Genomic DNA, 24,658 nt, shown 5'->3' on the forward strand with positions numbered 1-24,658 from the left:
GTCATTTATATTTCAAGTGCTTTTAAAACTGTTCTCAAAGGAAGAAGTAAACATTCTTTTCTAGCTATATTTTTTTTATCAAATATTTCAGAGAATTCTTTCCAGTTTTTATTTAGATCTAATTTATCATCATTAAACATATTTCCAGCGGCATTAAAAAAGTCTTTAAATTCATCAATATTTCTATGTCTGATTATTCTTGAAAGTAAACTCACCGAAGCCTGACAATAGACACAAGAATTGCATTGGTATGCCATGTCCTCAATTGTACCTTTTTTTACAATTAAACTAATTTCCATTTCATCTCCACAAATCCGATTTCTGTTTTTTGATGAATGGGTAGGATTGTTAAGTGCTTTTTTATTTTCTGTATGGGAAGCAATTTCCAAAATTTTCAAATCCATTATATATCTTTAATTGGTATTTTAATGATTTATATTTAGACTAATGGACTATAACAGCATTTTAGGAGTTGTGCTAGCGGGAGGCCAATCGAAAAGATTTGGTCAGGATAAATCTCAAGTTAAGTTAGGAGATAAAATATTAATCGATTACATACTCTCAGAGATCCTAGATCAATTTAATGAAATTCTAATTATTTCAAATAACGACATTAAGTTTTTAAATTCCAAAAAAGTTACTAAAATTGAAGATTATAAAAAAGATTTAGGACCTTTAGGAGGTGTTTTGACTGCTATGAAATGGATCAAAGAAAATAACAAAAACTATAAATGGATTTCTACCTTTCCTTCTGACACGCCTTTTTTTAAAAAGAAAAACCTACATGATTTTATAAAAAATATTAACTATAAAGACAGCAAACTTTTTTTTATAAAATCCAACGACAAAAGACATAATATATTTGGGCTATGGTCCGTAGAGCTATTAAAAAGACTGGAGGATGATGTAATGAAGAAGGGAGAGCGAAAGGTAGAAGTTTGGGCTAATAACGTTGGAGTTAAAACAATTAATATGGAATTTAAAGATAATGATCCTTTTTTTAATATCAATACTAAACAAGATTTAGAAAAAGCGAAAGAATTGATAAGAAATAATGATTAGTTATTTACGCTCACAACAAATTTTAAAGAAAGCACCCATTAAAATTTCAGGTGAATTTATTGATAGCGCGAATAGTTTAAATAGAGTTTTATCTTCAAATATTTTTTCAAATACTAATTACCCGGCTGGAGACAACGCGGCCTTTGATGGTTTTGCTATTAATTCTAAAGACAGTCGTTATCTTAACAAAACATCCCCTCAAAAATTTAAAATTATCGGCTCTATGATTGCAGGAACTAAACCTATCACTAAACGTATTAAAAAATTTGATACAGTAGAAATTATGACGGGTGGAATTGTACCAAAAGGTTTCGACACTATTATTCCAATAGAACAAATCATTTTCTATCCAAACAAAGAACAGCCTAAATATATTGTAGTCGATAAAAAAATTAACAAACACCAACATGTAAGATTCTTAGGATCGGATTATAAGAAAAATGATTTAATTATTAAAAAAGGAACAATTATTCAACCAAATCACATTTTGGCTTTAAAAACTTTAGGAATCAAAAAGATTAAAGTAAAAAAAAAACCTAACATATTATTTTTTTCAACAGGTAACGAAATTTCAGATAACGAAAATATTCCGGCCTGGAAAGTCAGAAATTCAAACGGCCCTTATATCAAATCATTAAACAATAATTTTTTATTCAATTTTATTAATGGCGGAATCTTAAAAGATAATCATGAGACAATTTTTAAAAATCAGATAAAAAAAATGCTTAAATCAAAGATAGATATGATTGTTACATCGGGAGCGGTTTCTGCTGGTAAATTTGATTTTATTCCAAGTGTTATCAAAACTTTTAAACTTTCTAATTATTTTAAAGGTGTGGCCATCCGACCTGGTAAGCCTGTGTTATTTGCAAAGATTCAGGGGAAACAAAAGGCACTCTTTGGATTACCGGGTAATCCTCTATCGACTGCGGCATGTTATAGATTTTTTGTTCATCCCTACATGATGAATATTTTAGGTGTTCAAAATGAAAAACCAATAAAAGCAGTTTTGAAGAATAGTTTTAACAAAAAAAAACATATGACTCAGTTTATCAAAGCTAAATTAAATGGAACAAATAGTGGTAAACTGGAACTGGAAGTTTTGAAGGGGCAAGAATCTTTTAGAATAAAATCTTTCGTACACTCTAATATTTGGGCAGTATTTCCGGCTGGTAAATCTGGCTTTAAAAAAGGTGAAATGATTGACTGTTTTTCCCCTAATCACCCAAACGAAATTTAGTATTATTTTTCTTTTAGACGAGGAATAATATTGATGAAGTTACAAGGTTGAAAACGAGAATCTAATTGAAATTTTAAAATTCCCTCCCAAGCATCCGTTACAGCGCCAGAAGACCCCGGCAAAGCAAATATATATTTTCCTTTACATATAATTCCTTGTGCTCGCGATTGAATAGTAGAGGTGCCGATTGTTTTGTAACTAAGCATTCTAAATATTTCACCAAATCCAGGAATGTCTTTATCTTTAATCTCATCTAAAGCTTCAATTGTTATGTCTCTTCCTGTTAATCCTGTTCCGCCTGTACTAATAATTATATCAACTGCGTCATCACACCATGTAAGAATAGTTTTTTTAATTTGCTCTTTATCGTCCTTTAAAATTTTTTTACTAACGACTGAATGACCCAATTCTTTAATTTTATTTACTAAAATATTGCCTGATGTATCAGTCGATTCATCTCTGGTATCAGAAACGGTTAAGACGGCAATGTTAACGGGTATAAATTTTTTTGTACTATCGGTTTTCATAAATTTACCATATTAAAACATATAGATTAAAAATATGCTACCCATACTTTTTTTTGTAATCGCAATTATTTATGCTAGCGTCGGTTTTGGTGGAGGTACTTCCTATTTAGCATTGTTAACTATTTTTGACGTGGAATATTTATTTATTCCAATAATAGGATTGGCTTGCAATATTATTGTCGTAACAGGAAATTGTTTTAATTATATAAGAGCTGGAAATTTAAATATAAAATATTTAACTCCTTATTTTTTAGGTTCCATCCCTTTAGCTTATATTGGCGGAAAATTCCAAATTACAAAAGAATTTTTCCAAATTTTATTATTCTTTTGCCTAATGATAAGTGGACTTCTACTATTACTGCAAGCGAGCCAATATAAATTAAAAAATCAAATTATAAAAAAAATTCCTTTTTTTGTAGCAGTTATAATTGGAGCTGGAATTGGTTTTGTGTCTGGTGTTGTAGGTATTGGTGGTGGAATTATACTATCCCCTATTCTGTTTAATTTAAAAGCAGCTCAACCTAAACAGATTGCTATTGCTGCATCTTTATTTATCTTAATAAATTCTATTTCAGGTTTTTTAGGACAAATTCAAAAATTAGATAATCTTTTACAGCTCCAGCCGTATTTTTATTTGCTTTTAGCTGCATTGCTTGGTGGTCAACTTGGAAACTTTTTTAATATAAAAATATTAAAGTCTCATATTCTTGCACTTTTAACTTCTATTTTAGTTATTTTTGTAGCACTAAGTTTAGGTTTAAAAATATTTTGACTATCTTATTATTATAGATTGTAATGAATAATTAATGGCTCATTTAAAAGATAACTTTGGCAGAAGCTTTCCGTATTTTAGAATTTCTATTACGGACGTTTGTAATTTTAAATGCGGATACTGTTTGCCAAATGGTTATCAAAAACCAAATAACAAAAAAGAATTTTTAAGCCTTGATGAGATAAAAAGAATTGGCAAAGCTTTGTCAGAGCTTGGAGTTTGTAAAATTAGACTAACAGGAGGTGAGCCTACAGTTAGAAAAGATTTTATTGAGATTATAGAAAATTTAAAATCCTTACCCGGAATTAACAAAGTTGTTTTCACTACTAACGGTTATAATTTAAAACATATTGCAAAATCTGTTGTTAATGCAAAAGTTAACGGTATCAATATAAGTGTTGATAGTTTGGATAGAGAAAAATTCAAATTCATTACTGGCATGGATAAGCTAGAGGACATCTTAATTGGCCTTAAAGAATTGCAAGATTTGAACTTTAAAAATATAAAAGTGAATGCTGTTTTACTTAAAGGCGTTAATGATAGTGAGCAAGATTTTGATAGCTGGATGCAATTTGTAAAATCAAATCAAATAGATTTTCGATACATTGAACTAATGCAAACAGGAGATAATTTAGATTATTTTAAAAAATATCATGTGTCCGCTAATGTATTTAGAGATTATTTATTAAAAAAAGAATGGATACATCAAACCGGAGGTTTTGATGCGGGTCCTTCCAAAAATTATATTCATAAAGATTTTAAAGGAAGATTTGGAATTATAGCTCCCTATTCAAAAGACTTTTGCAAAAGCTGCAATCGTTTAAGAATTACAGCTCAAGGCGATTTAAGATTGTGCCTATTTGGAGATACTGGAATATCTCTTAGAGCACTATTGCAAAATGACGAACAGATTCCTCAACTTAAAGATCTAATTAATGCACAATTAAATTTCAAAAAAGAATCTCATTATTTAGAATTAGGCAATACCGGAATTACCCCACATTTAGCATCTATTGGAGGATAATGAAAAATCTCAAAATCATAGACACAAACATTTTAAAAGATTGGGCAAAAGAAATCTTTACGAGCAATAATTTCCACATGGTGGATGTGTCGCAAAAACAAAATACCCACCGAAGAGCTTTGGCTATGGGTAAAATTTATGTTGGTGAAAAAACTTTTAAATTAATTCAAAACAAACAAATGCCAAAAGGAGATCCAATTTCTTTAGCAGAAATAGCATCACTACTTGGGGTAAAAAAAACTAGTGAAATTATTCCTCTTTGTCATCCGCTGAGTATTGATCATAGTTCAACAAAAATTATTCAAAACGCTGACGACTTTTCACTTGAAGCTTATTGTGTTGTTGCAGCATTCGCTAAGACTGGCGTTGAGATGGAGGCGATCATGGGTGTAAATGCAGCGTTAATTACAATTTACGATTTATGCAAAATTGTAAACCCCGATCTTAAAATTGATGGCATTCGTTTGTTAATTAAGCAGGGTGGAAAATCAGGAACCTGGATAAATCCTAATGGCTTGCCAGAATTTTTGCAGGATTTATTTTAAAAGACTTAAGTTAAGTTATTGCAAATATGAAAATCAAAATAAAATTATTTGGTAATTGTAAGGATATTTTTCGCACTGAAGTTTTGCAAATTAACTTTGATAAAAATACAAAAGTTAAAAATATAAGAAATAAATTAATTGAGATTATAGAAGAAAAATATTCTGGTAATAAAGCTTACAAAGATCTTATTAAAAAATCAGCTTTTTGCTCAGAAAGAGATGAGATAGTAAATGATGCTTACACATTAAATAAAGAAAAAACTATTTCAATTATTCCACCTATTGGAGGAGGTTAATGTTTCACGCTGCAATTATTGATAAAAAAAAAACAAAAAAAAGAATTAGCTTATTAAGAGCAGAAAAATTCATCAAAGATTTTGACGCAGGAGCTTGTATTTTTTTTGTAGGTAACATTAGAAAAAATAACAATAATAAAAATGTTACCGGTATTACCTATGATGCATTCGATAGATTAGTGATTAAAACATTTAAAAAAATATACGCTGAGGGAATAAAAAAATTTAAGTTAAAAAAAGCAAAAGTATTCGTCGAGCATGCTAAAGGCTATGTATCATTAGGCAAGCCTTCTATTATTATTGCAGTATCTTGTAAGCACAGATCTGAGGCTTATCAATTATCTAGATATCTTATTGAACAAATAAAAATTAGAGCGCCTATTTGGAAAAAAGAATATTATAAAAATCAAAAATCTGAATGGCTTAAAGGAACTTCAGTAAAGATTAAATAGTCTAGGCAATAGCTAAAAAGGATAGAATTAAAATTTAAGGAAGAGTATAAATCACATTCACGGTCTTGTAGTGAAATGGATATCATCCTAGTCTTCGAAACTAGAGTTCTAGGTTCAAGTCCTAGCAAGACCACCAAAATTACTAATCATGTCTATTAACGAATATAAATTTGAAATAACCGAAGAAAAAAATAATACAAGGTTAGATTCCACGCTTGCAATTTTAATTCCGGAAATCAGCAGAACAAGAATTAAAAATATTATTAATGATGGATTTGTTAAAATTAATAAAATTAAAATAATTCAACCTTCAATTAAAATTAAAACTTCTGATATTGTTGAGGTTGAAATTCCAGAACCAAAGGAAGTTAATATTTCAGCAAAAGATATTAAACTAGACATTCGTTACGAAGATGCCGACCTGTTAATAGTTAATAAATCTCCTGAAATGGTTGTTCATCCTGGTGCGGGTAATTTTAATAATACATTAGTGAATGCGCTTATGTTTCATTGCAAAAACAAACTTTCAACTATCGGTGGAGAATTAAGACCTGGAATAGTTCATAGAATTGATAAAGGCACGAGTGGTCTTCTGGTGGTTGCAAAGAGTGATAACGCGCATATTTTTTTATCTAAACAATTTGCAGAACACACAATTAAAAGAGTTTATGAAGTTCTTGTTTACGGAAGATTAAAACCAAGTTCTGGTCAAATTGCTTCAATGATAGGAAGAAGCAGATTTAATAGAAAAAAAATGAGCGTTAATACTTCTAGAGGAAAAGACGCTGTCACAAATTATATAACTATAGAGTTTTTTACTGGAAAAAAAATTCCCGACATGAGCTTTCTTGAATGTAGGTTAGAAACTGGAAGAACTCATCAAATTCGTGTTCACCTTTCTTCTCATGGTAATCCCATTATTGGCGACCAAATTTATGGTAAACAAAATAAATTTATCAGAGATATTGATCCAGATTTTAAAGAATTATTAGAAGGATTTAAAAGACAAGCACTACATGCAAAATCTATTGGCTTCATTCATCCAACTACAAAAAAAGAAATGGAATTTGAATGTGAAAAACCAAAAGATTTTGAAAACCTATTAAAAACTATTAAAAAGCTTAAGTTTTAATATCTTGTTATAAAAGTTATAATCACTACATAAATATCATGGATAAAATTGAAAAACATTCCAATCTTCCAACGCTTACACCTGAGGGAAGTTTAAATTCTTATTTATTAAAGATCAGAAAATTTCCAATGCTAGAGCCTGAGCAAGAATATATTCTTGCAAAGAATTGGCGCGAAAAAGGTGACAGAGAGTCAGCCCATACCTTAGTCACAAGTCACTTACGATTAGTTGCAAAAATCGCTATGGGTTACAGAGGTTATGGTCTTCCCGTTGGAGAATTAATATCTGAGGGTAATATTGGATTGATGCAAGCCGTAAAAAAATTTGATCCAGAGCGAGGCTTTAGACTTGCTACTTATGCTATGTGGTGGATTAAAGCATCTATTCAAGAATACATTTTAAGATCATGGAGTTTGGTTAAAATTGGAACAACCGCTGCACAAAAAAAATTATTTTTTAATCTTAGAAAACTTAAAGGGCAAATTTTTGCAATTGAAAGTGGAGATATGACACCTGCTCATGTTAAAGAAATCGCCAATAGATTAGACGTTAATGAAGATGAAGTTGTTTCGATGAATAGACGAATGGCAGGACAAGAACAATCTCTAAATGCTAAAGTTTCCGATGAAGAACAAAGCGGTCAGTGGCAAGATTGGCTTGTAGATGAAAATGCTGATCAAGAACTTTTGATATCTCAACGTCAAGAATTAGATCAAAAACACGCTTTATTACAAACAGCTTTAAAAGTTTTAGATGAAAGAGAAAAAGAAATTTTATACGACAGAAAACTGATTGATGAACCAAAAACTTTAGAAGAATTAAGTCAAAAATATAAAATTAGTAGAGAAAGAGTAAGACAAATTGAAAACAGAGCTTTTGAAAAAGTTCAAAAAGCAATGTTAGAAAATATTAAAACAAAACCTTTCATTACGCATTAAAAGGATCTTCAACAAAAATCGTATCATCTCTTTCAGGACTTGTTGAAATACTTCCAATTTTAACACCAATAAAATCTTCAATCGCTGCAATATAAATTTTTGCTTTTTCAGGAAGCTCTTTATAATTTCTTATTCCTTTTGTCTCTGATTTCCAGCCTTCAAAAGTTTTATAAATTGGTTGCACTGCAAATTGATCATCTGATGCACTTGGAAAATAATCGATCTCTTTTCCATTTAATTTGTAACCAACGCAAAATTTAATTTCATCTAAGGTATCTAAAACGTCTAACTTAGTTAGTGCTATGCCAGTAATTCCAGAAATGGTTGCAGACTGCTTAACAAGCACACCATCAAACCAACCACATCTTCTTTTTCTATTAGTAACAGTTCCAAACTCATGACCTCTTTGACCAATTAATTCTCCTGTCGCATCTTTAAGTTCTGTCGGAAAAGGACCTTCGCCTACTCTAGTTGTGTAAGCTTTTGTAATTCCAAGCACATAATCAATTGTTTTTGGACCGCATCCTGTACCAACGGACGCTGTTCCAGCTACTGTATTAGATGAAGTAACATAAGGATAAGTTCCATGATCTACATCAAGTAATATTCCCTGTGCACCTTCAAATAATATTTTTTTATTTAATTTTTGATATTCTGCAATTTTTTTCCAAACAGGCTGAGAAAATTTTAATATTTTAGGTGCTATTTTTAATAACTCTTCGATTAATTCGTCCGATTTATATATTTTCTTTTTTAGTCCTTTTCTAATCGCATTATGATGCTCTAAGATAACTTCTAATCTTTTTTCTAGATTTGATTTTGAGCTAAGATCCATAACTCTAATAGAACGTCTACCAATTTTATCTTCGTAAGCAGGTCCTATTCCTCTTCTCGTAGTTCCAATTTTAGATTTTGCTGCATCTTCTCTGATCTCATCCATTTCTTTGTGAAAAGGAAGAATTAAAGTTGCTGTTTCAGAAATAATTAAATTATTTTCATTAACATCAATTCCTTTTTTTTTAATATCTTCGATTTCTTCTAATAGAGCCCAAGGATCTATAACAACTCCATTACCAATAATTGAAATTTTGTCTCCTCTAACTATTCCTGAGGGTAACAATTTTAATTTAAAAACTTTTCCATTGATAACTAATGTGTGACCAGCATTATGGCCTCCTTGGAATCTTATAACAACATCGGCCTGCTCTGAAAGCCAATCCACAATCTTCCCTTTGCCCTCATCACCCCACTGAGAGCCTACAACTACAACGTTTGTCATAAGTAAATTTGTTTTAGGTCCGCTATAAAGATCTAAATTATTTATTTTAATAAAGCCATATGATTAATTGGCCCGTGTCCTCTTCCAAATCTTGGGTTTAACAAGATTGCTTTGTGCACATATTGAATTGCGCGTCTGCACGATTCGTTCATACTATAATTTTTTGAAATAAAAGAAGCAATTGCACTTGATAACGTACAGCCTGTGCCGTGGGTATTTTTCGTTTTAATTTTTTTATTTTTAAAAATTTTAATACTTTTTTTTGAGATCAAAACATCTTCAACGAAAGATTTGTCAGCATGACCGCCTTTTAAAAGCACAAATTTCGGTCCAAGTTTTAAAATTTCTTTACCAGCTTGAATCATATCATCTAAAGTTTCAATTTTTTTTTTAGCTAAAGTTTCAGCTTCTGGAATATTAGGTGTTACTAATAATGCGTAAGGTAATAATTTTTTTCTTAAATAATTAACTGAACTATTACTAATCAATCGATGACCGCCCTTTGCAACCATCACAGGGTCTATGATTATATTTTTTAATTTATGTTTCTTAATGGCCTTAATGACTTCTTTGATAACTCCAACGTTATGAAGCATGCCAATTTTTATAGAATCTGGCTTTATATCCTGAACTGAAAATGAGATTTGATTGAAAATTTCTTTTACAGGAACTGCAACAATTGATTTTACACCGGTAGTATTTTGAGCTGTAATTGCAGTAATTGCAGTCATTGCGTACACACCTAGAGAAGTTGCTGTTTTAATGTCTGCTTGAATCCCAGCTCCACCACTAGAATCTGAACCAGCAATAATGAGTAATTTAGAGTTTAATTTCAATTTTAATTAAATATAATTTTTTTAACTTCTAACAAAGTGTCTTTTATTAATTTCTGATTTGAACTTTCTACCATTATCCTAACTATATTTTCAGTTCCTGATTTTCTAACAAGTAATCTACCTTCACTTTTTAAGCCTTTGTTAATTTTTTCAATTTTTTGTTTAATAGTTTTGTTATCTACAATTGTTTTGTCTTTGACTTTGATATTTTCTAAAACCTGAGGTACTTTTTTAAATACAGAAAACAATTTACTAGCTTTGCCGTTATTTTTTAAAGCATTTAAAACTTCTAAAGAAACTAACAACCCATCTCCTGTTGTTGCTAAATTTCCAAGTATAATATGCCCTGATTGTTCACCACCTAGATTATATTTTAAACTATTCATTTTTTCTTTTACATACCGATCTCCTACATTTGCTCTATAAAATTTAATATTATTATTCTTAAAATAATTTTCTAATCCTAAATTAGTCATTAGAGTTCCAACCACTCCACCTTTTAAAATTTTTTTCTTTTTCCAGTGTTTTGCAATCATTGCAACGATCTGATCACCATCAATTAAATCTCCTTTTTCATCACACATAATAACTCGGTCGGCATCACCATCGAACGCTATCCCAATATCCGCTTTATGCTGCTTTACTGATCTTTGAATAAGCTCAGGATGAGTTGATCCACAATCTTTATTAATATTAAATCCATCTGGGTTAATGCCTATGGCAACAACTTCAGCTCCTAGTTCTCTAAGTAAAGCTGGAGCAGATTTATAAGAAGCTCCATTGGCGCAATCTAAGAATATTTTTATTCCTGATAAATTAAATGATCTTGGAAAGAAGTTTTTTAATACTTCTGTATATCTTTCCGTCGCATCTTCAATTCTTTTAGCTCTGCCAATTAAATTTGGCTTTAATAAATATTTTTGAACTTTTCCATCAATTAATTTTTCAATTTTTTTTTCAACCTTATCCGACAATTTCATACCGTCAGGTCCGAAAAGTTTTAATCCATTGTCAGTATGAATGTTATGAGAAGCAGTTAACATAATTCCTAAATCCGCTTTCATTGATTTTGTTAACATCGCAAGTCCATTTGTTGGAAGAGGTCCTAAAAGCAAAACATCCATTCCAGAAGATATAAGACCTGACACTAAAGCTGGCTCAAGCATGTAACCAGACAAACGAGTATCTTTAGCAATGATAGCTTTGTGACGTTGTTTATTTTTATTTGAAAAATAAGTGCCTGTAGCAAGGCCGAACTTGAAGAACATTTCTCCTGTGATATTGCCCTTATTAACTTCTCCTCGAATACCGTCTGTACCAAAATATTTTTTCATTATGACTTTAAAAATTGTGAGTAAACATTAAGAGCCTCTCTTGTTTCTTGTATATCATGAACTCTGAATAGCTGAATACCTTGTAAATAAGAATGCAAAACTGAGGCTATGGAACCACCCAATCTTTGTGGATTGTCTTTTTCGCCCATAATTTTTCCTATAAAACTTTTTCTAGATGCTCCAATCATAATTGGATAACCCAAACTATGAAATAAAGAGATTTTAGAAATAATTTGTAAATTATGGTCTAAAGTTTTTCCAAATCCAATTCCTGGATCAACAATAATTTGCTCATCTTTAATTCCATTGTCTTTTAAAAATTTAATTTTATTTTCGAAATAATCATAAATATCTAACAACACATTATTATAAGTTGGGTTGTCCTGCATACTCTCTGGTGTGCCTTGTGAATGATTTAAAATAATAGGCTTGTTAGAATTTTTAATCACTTGATAAGATTCATTGTCAAAATCTAAAGCAGAAACATCATTCAATATATCGACACCTATACTAACGCCATGCTGCATGACTTTTGATTTTCTTGTATCTAAAGAAACTAACTGATTTGGATATCTTTTTTTTATAAGCTGAATGATTTCTGAAACTCTTGAAATTTCTTCCTGTTCATTAATATTTTTTGCTCCAGGTCTAGTTGACTCTCCGCCAACATCAATAATGTGTGCGCCAGAATCAATCATGTGTTTTACATGATCGATGGCTCTGATAGCATTATTATATTTTCCTCCATCGGAGAAACTGTCAGGCGTGACATTTAAGACTCCCATTAAAATAGGATTTGTATGATCCAAATTTAAAATATTATTTCTTTTAAAAGAAATTTTATTTAAATCTAAATCAATTTTATCTCTAAAATTTATTTTTTCTAATTCTTCCACATTGTACTCTTCAACTGAATTACTTTCTGATTGTCTTGTTAAAATTTCAACAGATAAAAAAGCTGCATTTTCTAAGCCACAAAGAGATCTGGCTTTTTTTTGATCAAGAAAAAATTTTGCTTTTTGGCCAAAAACAATGTTGGTTGGCCTAACGTAAATACTCTTCATATGGAAAAGCTGTGATTAACTTTGGGTCTTGGGCTTTAAGCCTATTGATCCTAAAGCGCTACCTAATTTCTTATTAGATATACTTTCTTCTTTTGAAGAAACGCGTTTTGGATAAATATTTTCAAAAATTATTTTTTTTATCTCTTCTCCAGATAATGTTTCGTACTCTAATAAAGCTTTTGCAACTTTATGAAGATCGTCAACTTTTTCTGTTAATATTATTTTAGCTCTATCATATCCTGATTGAACAATTTTTTTTACTTCAGAGTCTATTTTTTTAGCTGTGTCTTCAGAAACATGTTGTTGTCTTGAAACAGATCTTCCTAAAAATACTTCTTCTTCATTTTCTTGATAAGCAATAGGTCCTAATTGATCACTCATTCCATATCTTGTGACCATATTTTTAGCCATTTTTGTAACCATTTCAATATCTGATGAAGCCCCTGAAGTTACTTTGTCATAACCAAAAATTAACTCTTCCGCTATTCTTCCACCCATCGCAACTGAAATATCTCCGAACATTTTTTCTCTCGTAACAGACAATTGGTCTCTCTCTGGAAGTCTCATTACCATTCCTAAAGCTCGGCCTCTTGGAATGATCGTTGCTTTGTGAATTGGATCTGAAGTATTTTCATTTAAAGCCACAATAGCATGACCGCCTTCATGGTAAGCTGTTAAAGTTTTTTCTTCTTCAGTCATAACCATTGATTTTCTTTCAGCTCCCATCATTACCTTATCTTTTGCTTCTTCAAGATCTGACATAGTCACAATTCTTTTATTTTTTCTTGCAGCTAATAAAGCAGATTCGTTTACAATGTTCGCAAGGTCAGCGCCCGAAAATCCAGGAGTTCCTCTTGCTATAACTTTAGGATTTACATCAGGACCTGTTGTAATTTTTTTCAAATGTACTTTTAAGATAGCTTCTCTTCCAATAATGTCAGGATTTGAAACTATCACTTGTCTATCAAAACGACCTGGTCTTAATAACGCTGGATCTAAAACGTCTGGTCTGTTTGTTGCGGCAATTAAAATAACTCCTTCGTTAGTTTCAAAACCATCCATCTCGACAAGTAATTGGTTTAAAGTTTGTTCTCTTTCATCGTTGCCCCCACCTAACCCGGCTCCTCTGCTTCTGCCAACGGCATCAATCTCATCAATAAATATAATACAAGGAGCACTCTTCTTTCCCTGCTCAAACATATCTCTAACTCTAGATGCTCCTACTCCAACGAACATCTCTACAAAATCTGAACCTGAAATTGTAAAGAATGGAACATTTGCTTCTCCGGCAACGGCTCTTGCTAATAAAGTTTTGCCAGTTCCTGGAGGTCCAACAAGCAAAGCTCCTTTTGGAATTCTTCCTCCTAATTTTTGAAATTTTCTAGGGTCTTTTAAAAATTGCACTATCTCTTCTAACTCTTCTTTTGCTTCTTCAACTCCAGCAACGTCTTGAAAGGTAACTCGGCCTTGTGCTTCATTTAATAATTTCGCTTTTGATCTTCCAAACCCCATAGCTCCACCTTTGCCACCTTGCATTTGGCGCATAAAAAAAATCCATACAGCGATAAGTAACAACATTGGAAACCAAGATAATATTATTCCCCATATTGAAGGTCCTTTTTCTTCACGAGGTCCTGCGGTGATAGAAACTCCTTTGGCAGTTAATTTTTCAACTAAGTTAGGGTAATTTGGAGAGTAAGTTTTAAAACCTTTTCCGTTTGCAAATGTTCCTGAGATTTCGCTTCCTCTAATATCAACTGAGGTTACATTTCCTTTGTCAACTTCTGTTAAAAAAGAAGAGAAAGGCATATCTGACTTGCCAGTAATAGAGCCTGGATTTTGAAAAAGATTATAAAGACCTAAAACAAGCAGGACTATAATGCCCCACATCATTAAATTTCGTAAATTCATATTTTAAAGGTAATGATTATTATAGATTAAACAAGTAGCAATCTCAAACAAATCTAAGATAACTAACGCTAAAACTATTGTTTTTAATGTTATATTTTCTATTTTTAAAATTAAGAAAAGGAACAAATAATAATTCTCCACGAGAGTTCCAAAAAGAAGGTAATGTCTTTTTTGCATGAGCCGGGATTTTTAATCCGTAATCACTGAATTTATTTTTTCTTAAATATTCAATTCCATTATTTCCTAATTTTTTAACAATTAGTCTTTGCGAATTGTTTAGGTTTCCAAAAACTAAAAAACGATCGTCCCAATTCTTTCTTTGATGTTTCTTGTTTAAAGTTTCCGTTGGGACATTTCTATCTTCTCTAAAAAATGAAAGTAAATTTTTATTTTTTTCAATTAAACATCCGCCAAGTGTTGCGGATTTAAATTTTTTTTGTGATATATTTTTAATTAGAGCATTCAAACCATCAGATCTTGGAGGATAATATTCTCCTGAAACAAAATGAATTGCTTTAATAATTATTCTAAAAATAACTTCTTGAGCTTCGTTCTTAAGTATTGATAATTTAATTGTTGAATATCCTTCTTTATAAAAATCTAAATATTTTTTTTGAGATTTAAGCACATAAAAATCTAATGAACTTTTGGCTTTATTCAAATTTTCAATAGTCTTAATGATACGTCTTGGATCCAATCCTTCTTTTTGTAATTTAGTTTGCATTTTTCTGACACGCACTCTTAAAAATTTATCATTTTTATTTGAAGAATCTTCAACCCATTGAAGATAAGTTTTTTTAGTTACTTCTAATAATTCTTTTTTAGTAAAATTTAACAAAGGTCTTAAAAGATAAAAATTTTGGCCATACTCGAAAACATTCTGTAATGAAGTTAGTCCTTTAATACCACTACCTCTAATTAATCGAATATAAAAATTTTCGACCAAATCATCCTGGTGATGAGCAAGAATAAGAAATTTAATTTTATTTTTAATGCAATATTTTTCAAATAAATCATATCTTAAATCTCTTGCTTTTTTTTGAATATTAGATGAAAAATTCGCACCTTTGTAAGTTAAAATTTTAGATCCAATATTTTTATCTTTCAAATTTTTAAGAGTTCTCTTTGCTTCACTTGCAGATTCTTTTCTTAACTTATGATCAATAATTAAAGCTACAAAATTACTATTATTTTCTAGAGCATATAATCTGGCAAGAACACTTAAAGCTAAACTATCACTACCTCCTGAAACACCAATGGCAAATTTTGATTTACCCACAAAAGGCAAAATCTTTTCTCTAAATTTAAAATAAATATGATTTATTTTTTTTTCTTCTAATAACTTTAGATTAACTGCAGTTAAATCTTTTCTTTTCATAAGATGACTTTTGTAAAATTGAAGCATCAGTCATAGGATAGGATTTTTTCAAATTAATAATAATTTTACAACCCTGCTCTACTTCTCCAATTTCTGCAAGAGTCACTCCAAGTTTTAACAAATTTTCAGGTGCTTTGGAACTTTTTGGGTATTTTTGATAGCCCTCTAAGAAAGCAGCCGCGGCATCCTCGTAAAGCTGTCTAATATAAAAAGTTTCTGCATACCAAAACTGTGCATTACCGGCCAACTCATGTTTTGAGTGAGTATCTACAAACTCTTTAAAAGCTACTTCTGCTTTTTCAAAATCTCCACTCTTCATAAGATTCATTGCATATTTATACTGATCTGCAATTGAAGCTTTTGGCAAAACTTTTGTTTTAGGTTTGTTAGTTTTTTCTTTTTCTTTTAATTTAATATCTTCTGCCTGAACTGGCTTTTCTTTAATAGCATTTTCTTCTTCGTTAATTTCTTCTGAATTTAAAATATTCTTTTGATTTTTATTTACAATAGCAGATTTTTCTACGGTCACTTCTTTGGCTGGATTAACTTTATCAACAATAGCCTTGTTGGTTTCTAATTGTTGAAGTCTAAATTGGTTATCATTTGAAATTTTATTTAATCGATCTGACAATTGTTGAATTTTATAATTACTTTCTTCATATTTTGATGTCATTAATTGAATTTGCTTTTCTAAATCTGAGATTTTAGTCAACTGTCTAGTTAAAGCTTCATTCACAACAGCATTGTCTGATGCTGGTAGTGTCGCATTTTTACTGTAAACAGCTTTTTCCAAAGTCTGGATATCTTTTTGAATCTTTTCTAATCTATCTAACAACTCAAATGTCTTATCTTGTTGTGCAAAAGAAGTATTTGCGAGAAAAAGAATAATTAAAATTTTTAATAAAAGTCTTTTTTTAAAACACATATTTACTTATCTTATTTAATTGAGATGGCAAAAAAAAGACCCTAATGAAATTTTCATTAGGGTCTTTTAGTAACTTTTAATATTAATTAGTTTTAACCGTTACTGATCTTCGATTTTGAGACCAAGCTAAAGCGTTTGAAGCTGGGTTAACAGGTTTTTCTTTACCATAACTAATAACTTTAATTCTGCTAGCAGCAACACCATTGCTAACTAGAAAATCTTTCGCAGTAGTTGCCCTTTTTTGACCAAGAGCTAAATTATATTCTCTTGTGCCTCTTTCATCAGCATGACCTTCAAGAACTACATTTAAACTTGGGTTAGCTTTTAAATAAGTAGCTTGTTTAGCAAGAGTTGCTAATGCTGCTGAGGTTAAATCAGATTTATTAGTTGAAAAGAAAACTCTATCAGGAACTCCGTCCGCTAAATATTTTAGCGTTTCTGTTCCAGTATAAGCGTCATCACCTTTTGTAGTGACCTGTTGTGTTGCACAAGCTCCTAGGAATAAAGTCGCAACAAACACTAAAGCAACTCTATTTAAATTATTTAAAAAAATCATGCTATTCCTTTTATTTTAATTGGTTTTGAAAATAACAAGTATTTTAATGTAACAAATAATGCAACTAGTTATTGGTTATTTTGGGGACAATAAGCCTGACCAAGACGGATCTGAGGCATCAGTAGGGGTTTGAATTAATCTCTCGTTATATCCTGTTAAATCTATAGACCAAAGCTTGGCACCTCCTCCTTTGCCGGAACTATCTGCTGGGGTTTCTCTATAAAAAACAAGTACTCTTCCATTAGGAGACCATGAAGGCGCCTCTTGGTAAAAATTTTCGGTTAATAATCTTTCCCCAGATCCATCTGATCGCATGACACCAATATAAAATTTATTCTTATAAAGTTTAGTAAAAGCAATCAAATCACCTCGTGGAGACCAAACTGGAGTTCCGTAAAGTCCTTCACTAAAAGATATTCTCTTAACATTGGTTCCATCGCTTCTCATTATATAAATTTGCTGTCCTCCACTTCGATCAGAATTAAAACAAATGTATGAACTATCAGGCGAATAGGACGGAGATGTGTCAATCGCTGGATGATCTGTTAACCTTTCAACAACTCTTGTTTTGATATCCATAGTATAAATATCAGAGTTACCTTCTTGAGCAAAACTCATGATGATTTTTTTTCCATCTGGTGAAAAACGTGGAGCAAAAGTCATACCAGGAAAATCTCCAACTAAATCCTGCAACCCAGTTTCAATATTCAATAAGTAAACCCTAGGTAAATTTTTAAAATAAGACATGTACGTTACTTGCTGACTTGTTGGACTAAATCTTGGGGTCAAAACTAATTCATTACCCAATGTTAAATATTTTACTCCATAGCCATCCTGATCCATTACAGCTAATCTTTTTTTTCTATCTACTTTTGGACCAGTTTCAGAAACATATATTATTCTAGAGTCAAAATAACCTTTCTCTCCTGTTAATCTTTCATAAATTTTATCTGAGATCATATGTGATATTCTTCTCCAGTTATCAGGCGTGGTATAAAATGCTAAGGCTGATAATTCCGTTGCAGAAACAACATCCCATAATTTAAACTCAACTCTAAGTCTGCCTTCTTTTTCTAATGAAATTTTTCCAGTAACAAGCACTTGAGTTTTAATAAAAGCCCAATCTTCAAATCTTGGTTTATTATGTGCGGCTTCTGGTACTTGAATAAAAGATTTCTTTTCTAATGGAAAAAATAAACCAGATTTTGAAAGATTACTTTTAATAATTTCTGAAATTTTACTTTCTAACTGTAATTTTTTTATATTATCATTTAATTTTAAGTCTAAATAAAAATCTGAAACCGCTATTGGGAGAGGATCTAAATTTCCTCTTGTAATATCAACAGAAACAACAGCGTGAGACTTTGTTGTTATAAAAAAAAATAACGTAAGAATTTTTATAATTTTATATTTCATATTAACCTTTTAACATTTCTTTGGCGTCAAAGTTTAATTGCATTTCTTTCCATCTTTCATAGTCTGTTGATGGAACTTTAAGAGGATTGCATAACTTGACTGCTCTTAATGCACTCTCTGCTAATATTTTATAATAAATTTGTCCAGCCGTATTCATTCTTGCTTGGTCTAATATCTCACTGCCAATAAGCGATCCATCAGGATTAAGTTTAATTCTTATTTTGACAGTTAGATTTTCATTATAAGGAAGTCCTATTGGTATATTCCAGCACTTAAAGATCTGAGCTTTAATTGCATCTTCTTGGGTAATTGTAAGTTTAGATGTAACAACATTTCTTTGCTGACTTTGTGTAGCTTCTAAATTTACTTTACGATTAGATTCTGAGTTATCTTTTTTAGATTTGTCTATAAGGGCAGATATTTTATTAGGGTCAAAAATTTCTTTCTTTTCAAATTCTGAGGTCTGCTTTCTTAAGTCTTCAACTTTAACTGGATTTTGCCTTTTTTCTAATATTTCTTTTATTTGTTTTATATTTTCAGGCATGGGAACTGCATCTGGCTTTTCCTTTGGTACAATTTTTGGAGGGGCCTGCTCTGTTACTAATCTTTCTTTTGTTTTTTTGTCAGTTTTTTCTCCATCAGAAACTTTGGGAGCGTAAGGAATATTTGTTCTATCTCCAATTTGAACAAGATCGACAGAAATAACTAAAGGAGCCTGAACCCTTCCTGTTAAAAAAGACAAACTTAAACTTGAAATAATAATTATAATCGAATGAGCTATAAAAGAAACTTTAAGGCTCTTTTGCATAACATTATTTTTTACTCTTCGATGCTGATGTTCCCGAGATCAAAGCAACTTTTGTAAATCCTGCTTTAGAAAGCAGTCCCATTACTTCCATAACTCTTCCATAATCTATTGATTTATCACCTCTGACATAAATTCTTGTGTCAGTTCTATTTTTTGACATTGCTAAAATTTTACTAACTAGTTGTTTTGTTTCCACTTGTGTATCTTGAATAAAGGTTTCTCCCTTTCCATTAATAGTAAGGGTAAGTGGCTCCTTGTCATCAGGTAAAGAATTTGCTGAGCTATCTGGTAAATTAACTGCAACCCCAGACGTTAACATTGGTGCAGTCACCATAAAAATAATTAGCAACACCAACATTACATCAACAAACGGTGTGACATTAATCTCACTCATAGGCTCTCGTTTTCGAGATCTATTGTTCTGAATTCTAAAAGCCATTTATGTAATAGAAATAAAAGATTGGCTAAAATTTTCTAAACGTGTCGAATATTTTCTAGAATCGCTAGTAAATTTATTATAAGCAACAACCGCTGGGATAGCTGCTAACAAGCCTAGTGCTGTTGCAAATAATGCCTCTGCAATACCAGGAGCCACAATTGCAAGGTTAGTGTTCTTTGAAATAGCGATAGATTGGAATGAATTCATAATTCCCCAAACTGTTCCAAACAAACCAATAAAAGGAGCTGTTGATCCAACGGTTGCTAAAAAAGTAAGTTTAGATTCTATATTTTCTAACTCTTTATCTATTGCACTATTTAAAGTTTGCATAATTCTTTCCTGGGCTACTGCGGACCTAGATTTATTTTTAATCATAAAATCCATTCCTGCTTTAAATACGTTAACCATTGGATCTTCATTATAATCTTTTATTTTTTTAAAAAGACTATCAGCAGATTTAGATGACCAAAACTGCTCTTCAAATATTGAAGAGGTTAGGTTAATTTTTTTAAATAATTTATACTTGTCGATAATAATTGCCCAAGAATAAACTGATGCGGCAATTAAAATTACAATTACAAATTTAACAACAAAATCTGCTTTTAAAAATAATGAAATAAATGAGAAGCTATTTTCGAAATTCATGAAATCTTTAATTAGTAAAATTATTATCTTTAGTACTGTGCATTTATTCGTCTTCGTTACAAAGATCTATAGTTTTTATTAGATACAAGAGTTAAGTTTTTCTTTTAAATCCTGAGGTATTATTTTGGGTTTTCCGGTATCATCTACAATAACCAACTCTACCGTTGCTTCTGCCACAAGATCTTTATGTCTTAGAGCGTTTTGTATCATTTCAATTCTTAAATTTGATACTTTACTAACAAAACTTTCAATGGTCACTTTATCTTCAAATTTAAAAGATTTTTTGTAAATAATGCTAAATTTATGGACAACAATATTAACATTAAATTTTTCACTTAATTCTTTATGGCTGTAACCAAGGGAATAAATTAATTCTGTCCTCGCTCTTTCAAAATATTTTAAATAATTAGCATAATAAACTATGCCTCCAGCGTCAGTATCTTCATAATAAACTTTAGTTTGGTAGGTAAATTTTTTTAATAAACTAGCCATGAAAACTATCGTTTTTATAATTATCTATAAAATATTTACCAATTAAAATGGCGTCAGCTTTGTTAGAATCTTTTTTTCTAGCTAGTTTTGGAGATATGGTTGGATAAATTTCTATTACCTTTGTTCTGCTTGCATCCTTAACTGAACCAATCAAATTAAAATGTTTTTTCCATTTTGCTGGTCTTACAAAGTAGATTGGAAAACTTAATGCAGCACATATACCTTTGATAATTCCAAATGACTGACCAAAATTAAACATGCTGGTAACTCCTTGTCCTGGCATCGCATTTACTTGCTCGACAATAACAGAAACTTTTTCACTTTCTTGTAAAAAACTTTTAAAGATATGGGTAACTTGTGCTGAATTAATCTGTCTTTTATTTTTTTTTCCATCAACCATTGTGGGAACGTCATAGATTTCTAAAATTTCTTTATTTTTAAAAACACATATTGCTCCACTCACACCGGGATCAATAGAAAATACTAACAAATTTTTAATTCACCCCTTCTAATATTTTTTCGTCAACTTCAAAATTGGTATAAACATTTTGCACATCGTCATCATCTTCTATCTGTTCTAAAAAATTAATAATTTTACTAAAAGTTTCTTTATCTAAATTAACCTTACTGAGCGGATTCCAAACCAATCCTGCATAACTTAGATCTTTAATTTTTTTTTCAATTTCCTCTCTTACAGAGTTAAAGTTTTCTTTTTTGCAATTAATCTCGTGATAAAGATCGGTGGTAACGCAATCATCAGCTCCTGCATTAATCGTGAGTTCTAAAGCATCATTTGAGTTCATTAATTCTTTCTTTATCTTGATTTGCCCTATCTGTGCAAATTGATAACTAACTGATCCAGTTTCTCCTAAAGTTCCTCCAAATTTTTGAAATATTGTTCTGATGTTTGAAACAGAGCGATTTTTATTATCTGTTAAAACCTCAATGATAACTCCTGTTCTACCAGGACCAAATCCCTCATATCTTGAAAATTCATAAGTATTATCAATGTTGCCTTGTGATTTTTTTATAGCACGCTCAACATTATCTTTTGGCATATTAGCCGCTCTTGCAGCTTGAACAGCCGCTCTTAATCTTGGATTCATATCTGGCTCTGGAGCTCCAAGTTTTGCCGAAACTGTAATTTCTCTTGAAAGCTTTGTGAACAACTTAGAACGCATTTTATCTACACGACCCTTTCTGTGCATCATGTTTTTGAAATGCGAATGACCTGCCATGATCTAAAATGACCGTTGGTTAAAATGAGCCCCAATTGTGATTGGTTTGATATCTTTTGCTAGTCCTGTTTTTTCATCAGCTGTAACTTTAATTCCCGACAAAGTTCCTTTTCCTAAGGCTGGCGATAGACGTTCTAAATTTGGTTGTTTTAAAAATTTTTTTAATGCGGCCTCTTTGTTCATTCCTATAACAGAATCATAATCTCCACACATGCCAGCGTCTGTTTGATACGCAGTTCCATGATTTAAAATTCTAAAATCATAGGTTGGTACATGACTATGGGTTCCAACTACCAATGTAACTTGACCATCTAAATAATGTCCCATGGCCATTTTTTCACTAGTAATTTCTGCATGAATATCAACTATAATAAAATCCACGTCTTTTCCTAGTTTTAAAGACTGTAGTTTAATAGCTATGCAATTAAAAACATCATCAGATTTTTTCATATAAACATTGCCCATAATATTAATGACAGCAATTTTTTTATTGTTTTTTAAAGAATAAATTTCGCAGCCAGAGCCTGGAGTTCCATCCATAAAATTTAATGGTCTTAATAATCTTTTTTCTTCAGATATAAAATCTGCGGTTTCTTTTTGATCCCAAATATGATTCCCAGATGTGATCACATCAACACCTGAGGCAAATAATTCTTCACAAATCTTCTTGGTAATGCCATAGCCACCCGCTGCGTTCTCTCCGTTTACAATAACAAAATCTATTTTTTCATTCACTTTAATTTTAGGAAGCTCCGAAAGAACAATATCTCTTCCTGATCTACCAACAATATCTCCTAAAAATAAAAAATTCATTTAATATTTAAAAATCCTTTTTCAGTAAAAATAGCGTCTAAACCAAAATCTGTTTTTAATATTTTTAATTTATCTTTTTTTTGAAATGAAAAACCCACACCAATAGTTCTAAATGTTGCTTTATTCTTTTTTAACATATTAAAATACTTATCATAATATCCAGATCCATAGCCGAGCCTATTACCATATTCATCAAAGGCTAACAGTGGAACTAAAAAAATATCAGGTATTAAAGTTTTAGCATTTTTAAAAGTTTGGGGTATTCCATACTTATTTAATTGTAATACATCATTATTCTTCCATTCCTTAAATTCCATAGGGTTGTTAATTTTATCAATAAATGGAAGAGCCAATGAAAATCTTTTTTTAAATAACAATGTATTTAAGATTTTTAAATCTAACTCATAATTAATAGAATAATAAGATCCTATAGTTTTTTTTTTAAATCTGCCAACTTCAGAAAAAAGTGATTGAAAATTTTTTTCTTGTAATTTAAAATATTTTTTTTTTCTTAAGGAAAAAAAATACTTCCTTAATCTTTGTTTCATTAAGATTAATTAATTTTTTCTAAGAAATTATTTATTGAGTTTGAAACTTTTTCTAAAGACTCTGAATAATTCTTTTCATTATCTGAAATTTTACTTTTTAATTCTTGCAATTCAGACTTGAGATTCTCTATTTCTTTTTCTCTATCGTCTTTATACAAAATAGATAAATTTTTAATTTCTTTAAATCTTTCAAGTAAAACCTTATTTTGATTTTTAAGCTTTTCTGCAGAATCTTTCATTGTGAATATTTCATCAATGCATTGGATAGAGCTAATCAATAACAATTTACTCTCTCCTATATTGCCAAGATCACGTTTTAATTTTTCAAATTTTTCGTTTAAATTAAAAGCTAACTTTTCTAGTTCCTGCTCCTGACCGTCTTCGCAGGATAAAATATAGTCTCGTTGATTAAATTTAACTGTAACATTTACCATTTATCAAACTCTCCTAGCATAGCATCCGTCTCTTGGCTTAACTCATCAATTTTTTTAACAAACATTTTTTTATTTTTTAATATTTCTTCCAACTGTTCTTTTGTGACCTGCAATTCTGTTTGAGACGCATTAGCTTCTTCTTTTAAATTTTTATTTAAATTTTCTACTTCAACAACTTTATGTCTGGACTCCTCTAATTCATTTTCTATTTTTATTAATTCATCTTTTATAGTTTGATTTTCTTTTTCTATTAAATCAATTTTATTTAGCAGCTCCAGGTGATTAGAATCTTGATTATTTAATTTTTGTTCAAAAGTTTTTAACTCATGAACGATACCGTCCTTTTCTTGCTCTAAATGTTTTGCCTTTTGACGAAGTTCTTCTTTTTCCTGCTCTAACTGAGAGCTTAGTTTTTTTAAATGACTGCTTTCTTCTTTAGAATTTCTAATTAAATCTACGATTGAATCTAGTTTAGTTAAAGTTTCGAATAGCTGCGTTTCTTTATTTTTTAAATCCATTAAACTAAAAAAATTCTTTAATTTGCATCTTAAACA

Annotated in this window: 30 protein-coding genes and 1 tRNA gene; 10 read left to right on the forward strand and 21 right to left on the reverse strand. The window is 30.5% G+C overall.

What is annotated here, in order from left to right; genetic code table 11:
- Window positions 1-5: 5 nt before the first annotated feature.
- Entirely contained in the window at window positions 6-404 is a 399-nt protein-coding gene (locus AC8IG9_RS05140; protein ID WP_507425730.1) for an iron-sulfur cluster assembly scaffold protein, read from the reverse strand.
- Between the two features lie 43 nt (window positions 405-447).
- On the opposite strand from AC8IG9_RS05140, the gene mobA reads away from it, so the two are divergent.
- A complete protein-coding gene (gene mobA, locus AC8IG9_RS05145) occupies window positions 448-1,062 on the forward strand; it encodes a molybdenum cofactor guanylyltransferase (RefSeq protein WP_507425731.1) in 615 nt (204 codons plus the stop codon).
- On the forward strand, window positions 1,055-2,302 hold the full coding sequence (locus AC8IG9_RS05150; protein ID WP_507425732.1) for a molybdopterin molybdotransferase MoeA: 1,248 nt from the start codon (window positions 1,055-1,057) through the stop codon (window positions 2,300-2,302). The genes mobA and AC8IG9_RS05150 overlap by 8 nt, the downstream gene beginning before the upstream one ends.
- Before the next feature lie 2 nt (window positions 2,303-2,304).
- Here the strand turns inward: AC8IG9_RS05150 and AC8IG9_RS05155 are convergent, their stop codons facing one another.
- The gene (locus AC8IG9_RS05155) at window positions 2,305-2,829 is read right to left on the reverse strand and encodes a molybdenum cofactor synthesis domain-containing protein (RefSeq protein ID WP_507425733.1); all 525 of its coding nucleotides are present in this window, start codon (window positions 2,827-2,829) and stop codon (window positions 2,305-2,307) included.
- A gap of 34 nt (window positions 2,830-2,863) precedes the next feature.
- On the opposite strand from AC8IG9_RS05155, the gene AC8IG9_RS05160 reads away from it, so the two are divergent.
- From AC8IG9_RS05160 to rpoH, 8 genes are all read left to right on the forward strand, one after another.
- Entirely contained in the window at window positions 2,864-3,601 is a 738-nt protein-coding gene (locus AC8IG9_RS05160; RefSeq protein WP_507425734.1) for a TSUP family transporter, read from the forward strand.
- 34 nt (window positions 3,602-3,635) lie between these two features.
- Complete coding sequence (gene moaA / locus AC8IG9_RS05165) at window positions 3,636-4,625, forward strand: GTP 3',8-cyclase MoaA (RefSeq protein WP_507425735.1); 990 nt, start codon at window positions 3,636-3,638, stop codon at window positions 4,623-4,625.
- The gene (gene moaC / locus AC8IG9_RS05170; protein ID WP_507425736.1) at window positions 4,625-5,170 is read left to right on the forward strand and encodes a cyclic pyranopterin monophosphate synthase MoaC; all 546 of its coding nucleotides are present in this window, start codon (window positions 4,625-4,627) and stop codon (window positions 5,168-5,170) included. Before moaA ends, moaC begins: the two co-directional genes overlap by 1 nt.
- Window positions 5,171-5,196: 26 nt before the next feature.
- Window positions 5,197-5,466: a MoaD/ThiS family protein gene (locus AC8IG9_RS05175; RefSeq protein ID WP_507425737.1), complete on the forward strand. Its 270-nt coding sequence runs from the start codon at window positions 5,197-5,199 to the stop codon at window positions 5,464-5,466.
- Window positions 5,466-5,918, forward strand: a complete 453-nt coding sequence (locus AC8IG9_RS05180; RefSeq protein WP_507425738.1) for a molybdopterin synthase catalytic subunit — start codon at window positions 5,466-5,468, stop codon at window positions 5,916-5,918. The genes AC8IG9_RS05175 and AC8IG9_RS05180 overlap by 1 nt, the downstream gene beginning before the upstream one ends.
- Window positions 5,919-5,979: 61 nt before the next feature.
- Window positions 5,980-6,054, forward strand: a tRNA-Arg gene (locus AC8IG9_RS05185).
- A gap of 12 nt (window positions 6,055-6,066) precedes the next feature.
- A complete protein-coding gene (locus AC8IG9_RS05190; protein WP_507425739.1) occupies window positions 6,067-7,050 on the forward strand; it encodes an RluA family pseudouridine synthase in 984 nt (327 codons plus the stop codon).
- 38 nt (window positions 7,051-7,088) lie between these two features.
- Window positions 7,089-7,988 (forward strand): RNA polymerase sigma factor RpoH, encoded by a 900-nt coding sequence (rpoH, locus tag AC8IG9_RS05195; protein ID WP_507425740.1) that lies wholly within the window; start codon window positions 7,089-7,091, stop codon window positions 7,986-7,988.
- Here rpoH and AC8IG9_RS05200 read toward each other — a convergent pair.
- The 19 genes from AC8IG9_RS05200 to AC8IG9_RS05290 all read right to left on the reverse strand — a co-directional run bounded on the left by AC8IG9_RS05200 (window position 7,978) and on the right by AC8IG9_RS05290 (window position 24,622).
- Window positions 7,978-9,267, reverse strand: coding sequence for an adenylosuccinate synthase (locus AC8IG9_RS05200; RefSeq protein WP_507425741.1), 1,290 nt, complete (start codon window positions 9,265-9,267; stop codon window positions 7,978-7,980). The two genes, rpoH and AC8IG9_RS05200, sit on opposite strands and share 11 nt — an antisense overlap.
- Before the next feature lie 41 nt (window positions 9,268-9,308).
- Complete coding sequence (gene thiD / locus AC8IG9_RS05205) at window positions 9,309-10,103, reverse strand: bifunctional hydroxymethylpyrimidine kinase/phosphomethylpyrimidine kinase (protein WP_507425742.1); 795 nt, start codon at window positions 10,101-10,103, stop codon at window positions 9,309-9,311.
- A 2-nt stretch (window positions 10,104-10,105) separates the two neighbouring features.
- The gene (gene glmM, locus AC8IG9_RS05210; protein ID WP_507425743.1) at window positions 10,106-11,437 is read right to left on the reverse strand and encodes a phosphoglucosamine mutase; all 1,332 of its coding nucleotides are present in this window, start codon (window positions 11,435-11,437) and stop codon (window positions 10,106-10,108) included.
- Window positions 11,437-12,501 carry a dihydropteroate synthase gene (folP, locus tag AC8IG9_RS05215; protein WP_507425744.1) on the reverse strand — a complete coding sequence of 355 codons (1,065 nt, stop codon included), beginning with the start codon at window positions 12,499-12,501 and terminating at the stop codon, window positions 11,437-11,439. The genes glmM and folP overlap by 1 nt, the downstream gene beginning before the upstream one ends.
- A gap of 15 nt (window positions 12,502-12,516) precedes the next feature.
- Window positions 12,517-14,412 (reverse strand): ATP-dependent zinc metalloprotease FtsH, encoded by a 1,896-nt coding sequence (gene ftsH, locus AC8IG9_RS05220; RefSeq protein ID WP_507425745.1) that lies wholly within the window; start codon window positions 14,410-14,412, stop codon window positions 12,517-12,519.
- Between the two features lie 43 nt (window positions 14,413-14,455).
- Window positions 14,456-15,790, reverse strand: coding sequence for a tRNA lysidine(34) synthetase TilS (gene tilS, locus AC8IG9_RS05225; RefSeq protein ID WP_507425746.1), 1,335 nt, complete (start codon window positions 15,788-15,790; stop codon window positions 14,456-14,458).
- Window positions 15,762-16,715, reverse strand: coding sequence for a tol-pal system protein YbgF (gene ybgF / locus AC8IG9_RS05230; RefSeq protein WP_507425747.1), 954 nt, complete (start codon window positions 16,713-16,715; stop codon window positions 15,762-15,764). The genes tilS and ybgF overlap by 29 nt, the downstream gene beginning before the upstream one ends.
- A gap of 82 nt (window positions 16,716-16,797) precedes the next feature.
- A complete protein-coding gene (gene pal, locus AC8IG9_RS05235; RefSeq protein WP_507425748.1) occupies window positions 16,798-17,271 on the reverse strand; it encodes a peptidoglycan-associated lipoprotein Pal in 474 nt (157 codons plus the stop codon).
- Window positions 17,272-17,346: 75 nt separating this feature from the next.
- A complete protein-coding gene (gene tolB, locus AC8IG9_RS05240; RefSeq protein ID WP_507425749.1) occupies window positions 17,347-18,687 on the reverse strand; it encodes a Tol-Pal system beta propeller repeat protein TolB in 1,341 nt (446 codons plus the stop codon).
- 1 nt (window position 18,688) lies between these two features.
- Window positions 18,689-19,495, reverse strand: coding sequence for a cell envelope integrity protein TolA (gene tolA / locus AC8IG9_RS05245; RefSeq protein WP_507425750.1), 807 nt, complete (start codon window positions 19,493-19,495; stop codon window positions 18,689-18,691).
- Between the two features lie 4 nt (window positions 19,496-19,499).
- Window positions 19,500-19,934: a protein TolR gene (gene tolR / locus AC8IG9_RS05250; RefSeq protein ID WP_507425751.1), complete on the reverse strand. Its 435-nt coding sequence runs from the start codon at window positions 19,932-19,934 to the stop codon at window positions 19,500-19,502.
- Window positions 19,935-20,579, reverse strand: coding sequence for a protein TolQ (gene tolQ / locus AC8IG9_RS05255; protein ID WP_507425752.1), 645 nt, complete (start codon window positions 20,577-20,579; stop codon window positions 19,935-19,937). It lies immediately after the preceding gene.
- Between the two features lie 78 nt (window positions 20,580-20,657).
- Entirely contained in the window at window positions 20,658-21,071 is a 414-nt protein-coding gene (locus AC8IG9_RS05260) for a YbgC/FadM family acyl-CoA thioesterase (RefSeq protein ID WP_507425753.1), read from the reverse strand.
- Entirely contained in the window at window positions 21,064-21,561 is a 498-nt protein-coding gene (locus AC8IG9_RS05265) for a crossover junction endodeoxyribonuclease (protein ID WP_507425754.1), read from the reverse strand. The genes AC8IG9_RS05260 and AC8IG9_RS05265 overlap by 8 nt, the downstream gene beginning before the upstream one ends.
- 4 nt (window positions 21,562-21,565) lie before the next feature.
- Complete coding sequence (locus AC8IG9_RS05270) at window positions 21,566-22,309, reverse strand: YebC/PmpR family DNA-binding transcriptional regulator (RefSeq protein WP_507425755.1); 744 nt, start codon at window positions 22,307-22,309, stop codon at window positions 21,566-21,568.
- A gap of 3 nt (window positions 22,310-22,312) precedes the next feature.
- Window positions 22,313-23,122, reverse strand: a complete 810-nt coding sequence (locus AC8IG9_RS05275; protein ID WP_507425756.1) for a TIGR00282 family metallophosphoesterase — start codon at window positions 23,120-23,122, stop codon at window positions 22,313-22,315.
- Window positions 23,119-23,670 carry a 5-formyltetrahydrofolate cyclo-ligase gene (locus AC8IG9_RS05280; protein WP_507425757.1) on the reverse strand — a complete coding sequence of 184 codons (552 nt, stop codon included), beginning with the start codon at window positions 23,668-23,670 and terminating at the stop codon, window positions 23,119-23,121. The genes AC8IG9_RS05275 and AC8IG9_RS05280 overlap by 4 nt, the downstream gene beginning before the upstream one ends.
- Window positions 23,671-23,675: 5 nt before the next feature.
- Window positions 23,676-24,104, reverse strand: coding sequence for a cell division protein ZapA (locus AC8IG9_RS05285; protein ID WP_507425758.1), 429 nt, complete (start codon window positions 24,102-24,104; stop codon window positions 23,676-23,678).
- On the reverse strand, window positions 24,098-24,622 hold the full coding sequence (locus AC8IG9_RS05290; RefSeq protein ID WP_507425759.1) for a hypothetical protein: 525 nt from the start codon (window positions 24,620-24,622) through the stop codon (window positions 24,098-24,100). The genes AC8IG9_RS05285 and AC8IG9_RS05290 overlap by 7 nt, the downstream gene beginning before the upstream one ends.
- Between the last annotated feature and the right edge of the window lie 36 nt (window positions 24,623-24,658).

The organism is Candidatus Allofontibacter sp. (assembly GCF_040404065.1).
Lineage (GTDB): Bacteria > Pseudomonadota > Alphaproteobacteria > Pelagibacterales > Pelagibacteraceae > Fontibacterium.

Excerpts from the sequence above, each read along its gene's own strand:
- AC8IG9_RS05260 (WP_507425753.1), bottom strand. The coding sequence starts at position 21,071 with ATGGCTAGTTTATTAAAAAAATTTACCTACCAAACTAAAGTTTATTAT.
- ftsH (WP_507425745.1), bottom strand. The coding sequence starts at position 14,412 with ATGAATTTACGAAATTTAATGATGTGGGGCATTATAGTCCTGCTTGTT.
- AC8IG9_RS05285 (WP_507425758.1), bottom strand. The coding sequence starts at position 24,104 with ATGGTAAATGTTACAGTTAAATTTAATCAACGAGACTATATTTTATCC.
- AC8IG9_RS05150 (WP_507425732.1), top strand. The coding sequence starts at position 1,055 with ATGATTAGTTATTTACGCTCACAACAAATTTTAAAGAAAGCACCCATT.
- tilS (WP_507425746.1), bottom strand. The coding sequence starts at position 15,790 with ATGAAAAGAAAAGATTTAACTGCAGTTAATCTAAAGTTATTAGAAGAA.
- AC8IG9_RS05280 (WP_507425757.1), bottom strand. The coding sequence starts at position 23,670 with ATGAAACAAAGATTAAGGAAGTATTTTTTTTCCTTAAGAAAAAAAAAA.
- AC8IG9_RS05275 (WP_507425756.1), bottom strand. The coding sequence starts at position 23,122 with ATGAATTTTTTATTTTTAGGAGATATTGTTGGTAGATCAGGAAGAGAT.
- moaC (WP_507425736.1), top strand. The coding sequence starts at position 4,625 with ATGAAAAATCTCAAAATCATAGACACAAACATTTTAAAAGATTGGGCA.
- ybgF (WP_507425747.1), bottom strand. The coding sequence starts at position 16,715 with ATGTGTTTTAAAAAAAGACTTTTATTAAAAATTTTAATTATTCTTTTT.
- rpoH (WP_507425740.1), top strand. The coding sequence starts at position 7,089 with ATGGATAAAATTGAAAAACATTCCAATCTTCCAACGCTTACACCTGAG.
- moaA (WP_507425735.1), top strand. The coding sequence starts at position 3,636 with ATGGCTCATTTAAAAGATAACTTTGGCAGAAGCTTTCCGTATTTTAGA.
- AC8IG9_RS05175 (WP_507425737.1), top strand. The coding sequence starts at position 5,197 with ATGAAAATCAAAATAAAATTATTTGGTAATTGTAAGGATATTTTTCGC.
- folP (WP_507425744.1), bottom strand. The coding sequence starts at position 12,501 with ATGAAGAGTATTTACGTTAGGCCAACCAACATTGTTTTTGGCCAAAAA.
- AC8IG9_RS05155 (WP_507425733.1), bottom strand. The coding sequence starts at position 2,829 with ATGAAAACCGATAGTACAAAAAAATTTATACCCGTTAACATTGCCGTC.
- tolR (WP_507425751.1), bottom strand. The coding sequence starts at position 19,934 with ATGGCTTTTAGAATTCAGAACAATAGATCTCGAAAACGAGAGCCTATG.
- AC8IG9_RS05190 (WP_507425739.1), top strand. The coding sequence starts at position 6,067 with ATGTCTATTAACGAATATAAATTTGAAATAACCGAAGAAAAAAATAAT.
- AC8IG9_RS05270 (WP_507425755.1), bottom strand. The coding sequence starts at position 22,309 with ATGGCAGGTCATTCGCATTTCAAAAACATGATGCACAGAAAGGGTCGT.
- AC8IG9_RS05160 (WP_507425734.1), top strand. The coding sequence starts at position 2,864 with ATGCTACCCATACTTTTTTTTGTAATCGCAATTATTTATGCTAGCGTC.
- tolQ (WP_507425752.1), bottom strand. The coding sequence starts at position 20,579 with ATGAATTTCGAAAATAGCTTCTCATTTATTTCATTATTTTTAAAAGCA.
- AC8IG9_RS05180 (WP_507425738.1), top strand. The coding sequence starts at position 5,466 with ATGTTTCACGCTGCAATTATTGATAAAAAAAAAACAAAAAAAAGAATT.
- mobA (WP_507425731.1), top strand. The coding sequence starts at position 448 with ATGGACTATAACAGCATTTTAGGAGTTGTGCTAGCGGGAGGCCAATCG.
- AC8IG9_RS05290 (WP_507425759.1), bottom strand. The coding sequence starts at position 24,622 with ATGGATTTAAAAAATAAAGAAACGCAGCTATTCGAAACTTTAACTAAA.
- tolA (WP_507425750.1), bottom strand. The coding sequence starts at position 19,495 with ATGCAAAAGAGCCTTAAAGTTTCTTTTATAGCTCATTCGATTATAATT.
- glmM (WP_507425743.1), bottom strand. The coding sequence starts at position 11,437 with ATGAAAAAATATTTTGGTACAGACGGTATTCGAGGAGAAGTTAATAAG.
- AC8IG9_RS05200 (WP_507425741.1), bottom strand. The coding sequence starts at position 9,267 with ATGACAAACGTTGTAGTTGTAGGCTCTCAGTGGGGTGATGAGGGCAAA.
- pal (WP_507425748.1), bottom strand. The coding sequence starts at position 17,271 with ATGATTTTTTTAAATAATTTAAATAGAGTTGCTTTAGTGTTTGTTGCG.
- AC8IG9_RS05140 (WP_507425730.1), bottom strand. The coding sequence starts at position 404 with ATGGATTTGAAAATTTTGGAAATTGCTTCCCATACAGAAAATAAAAAA.
- tolB (WP_507425749.1), bottom strand. The coding sequence starts at position 18,687 with ATGAAATATAAAATTATAAAAATTCTTACGTTATTTTTTTTTATAACA.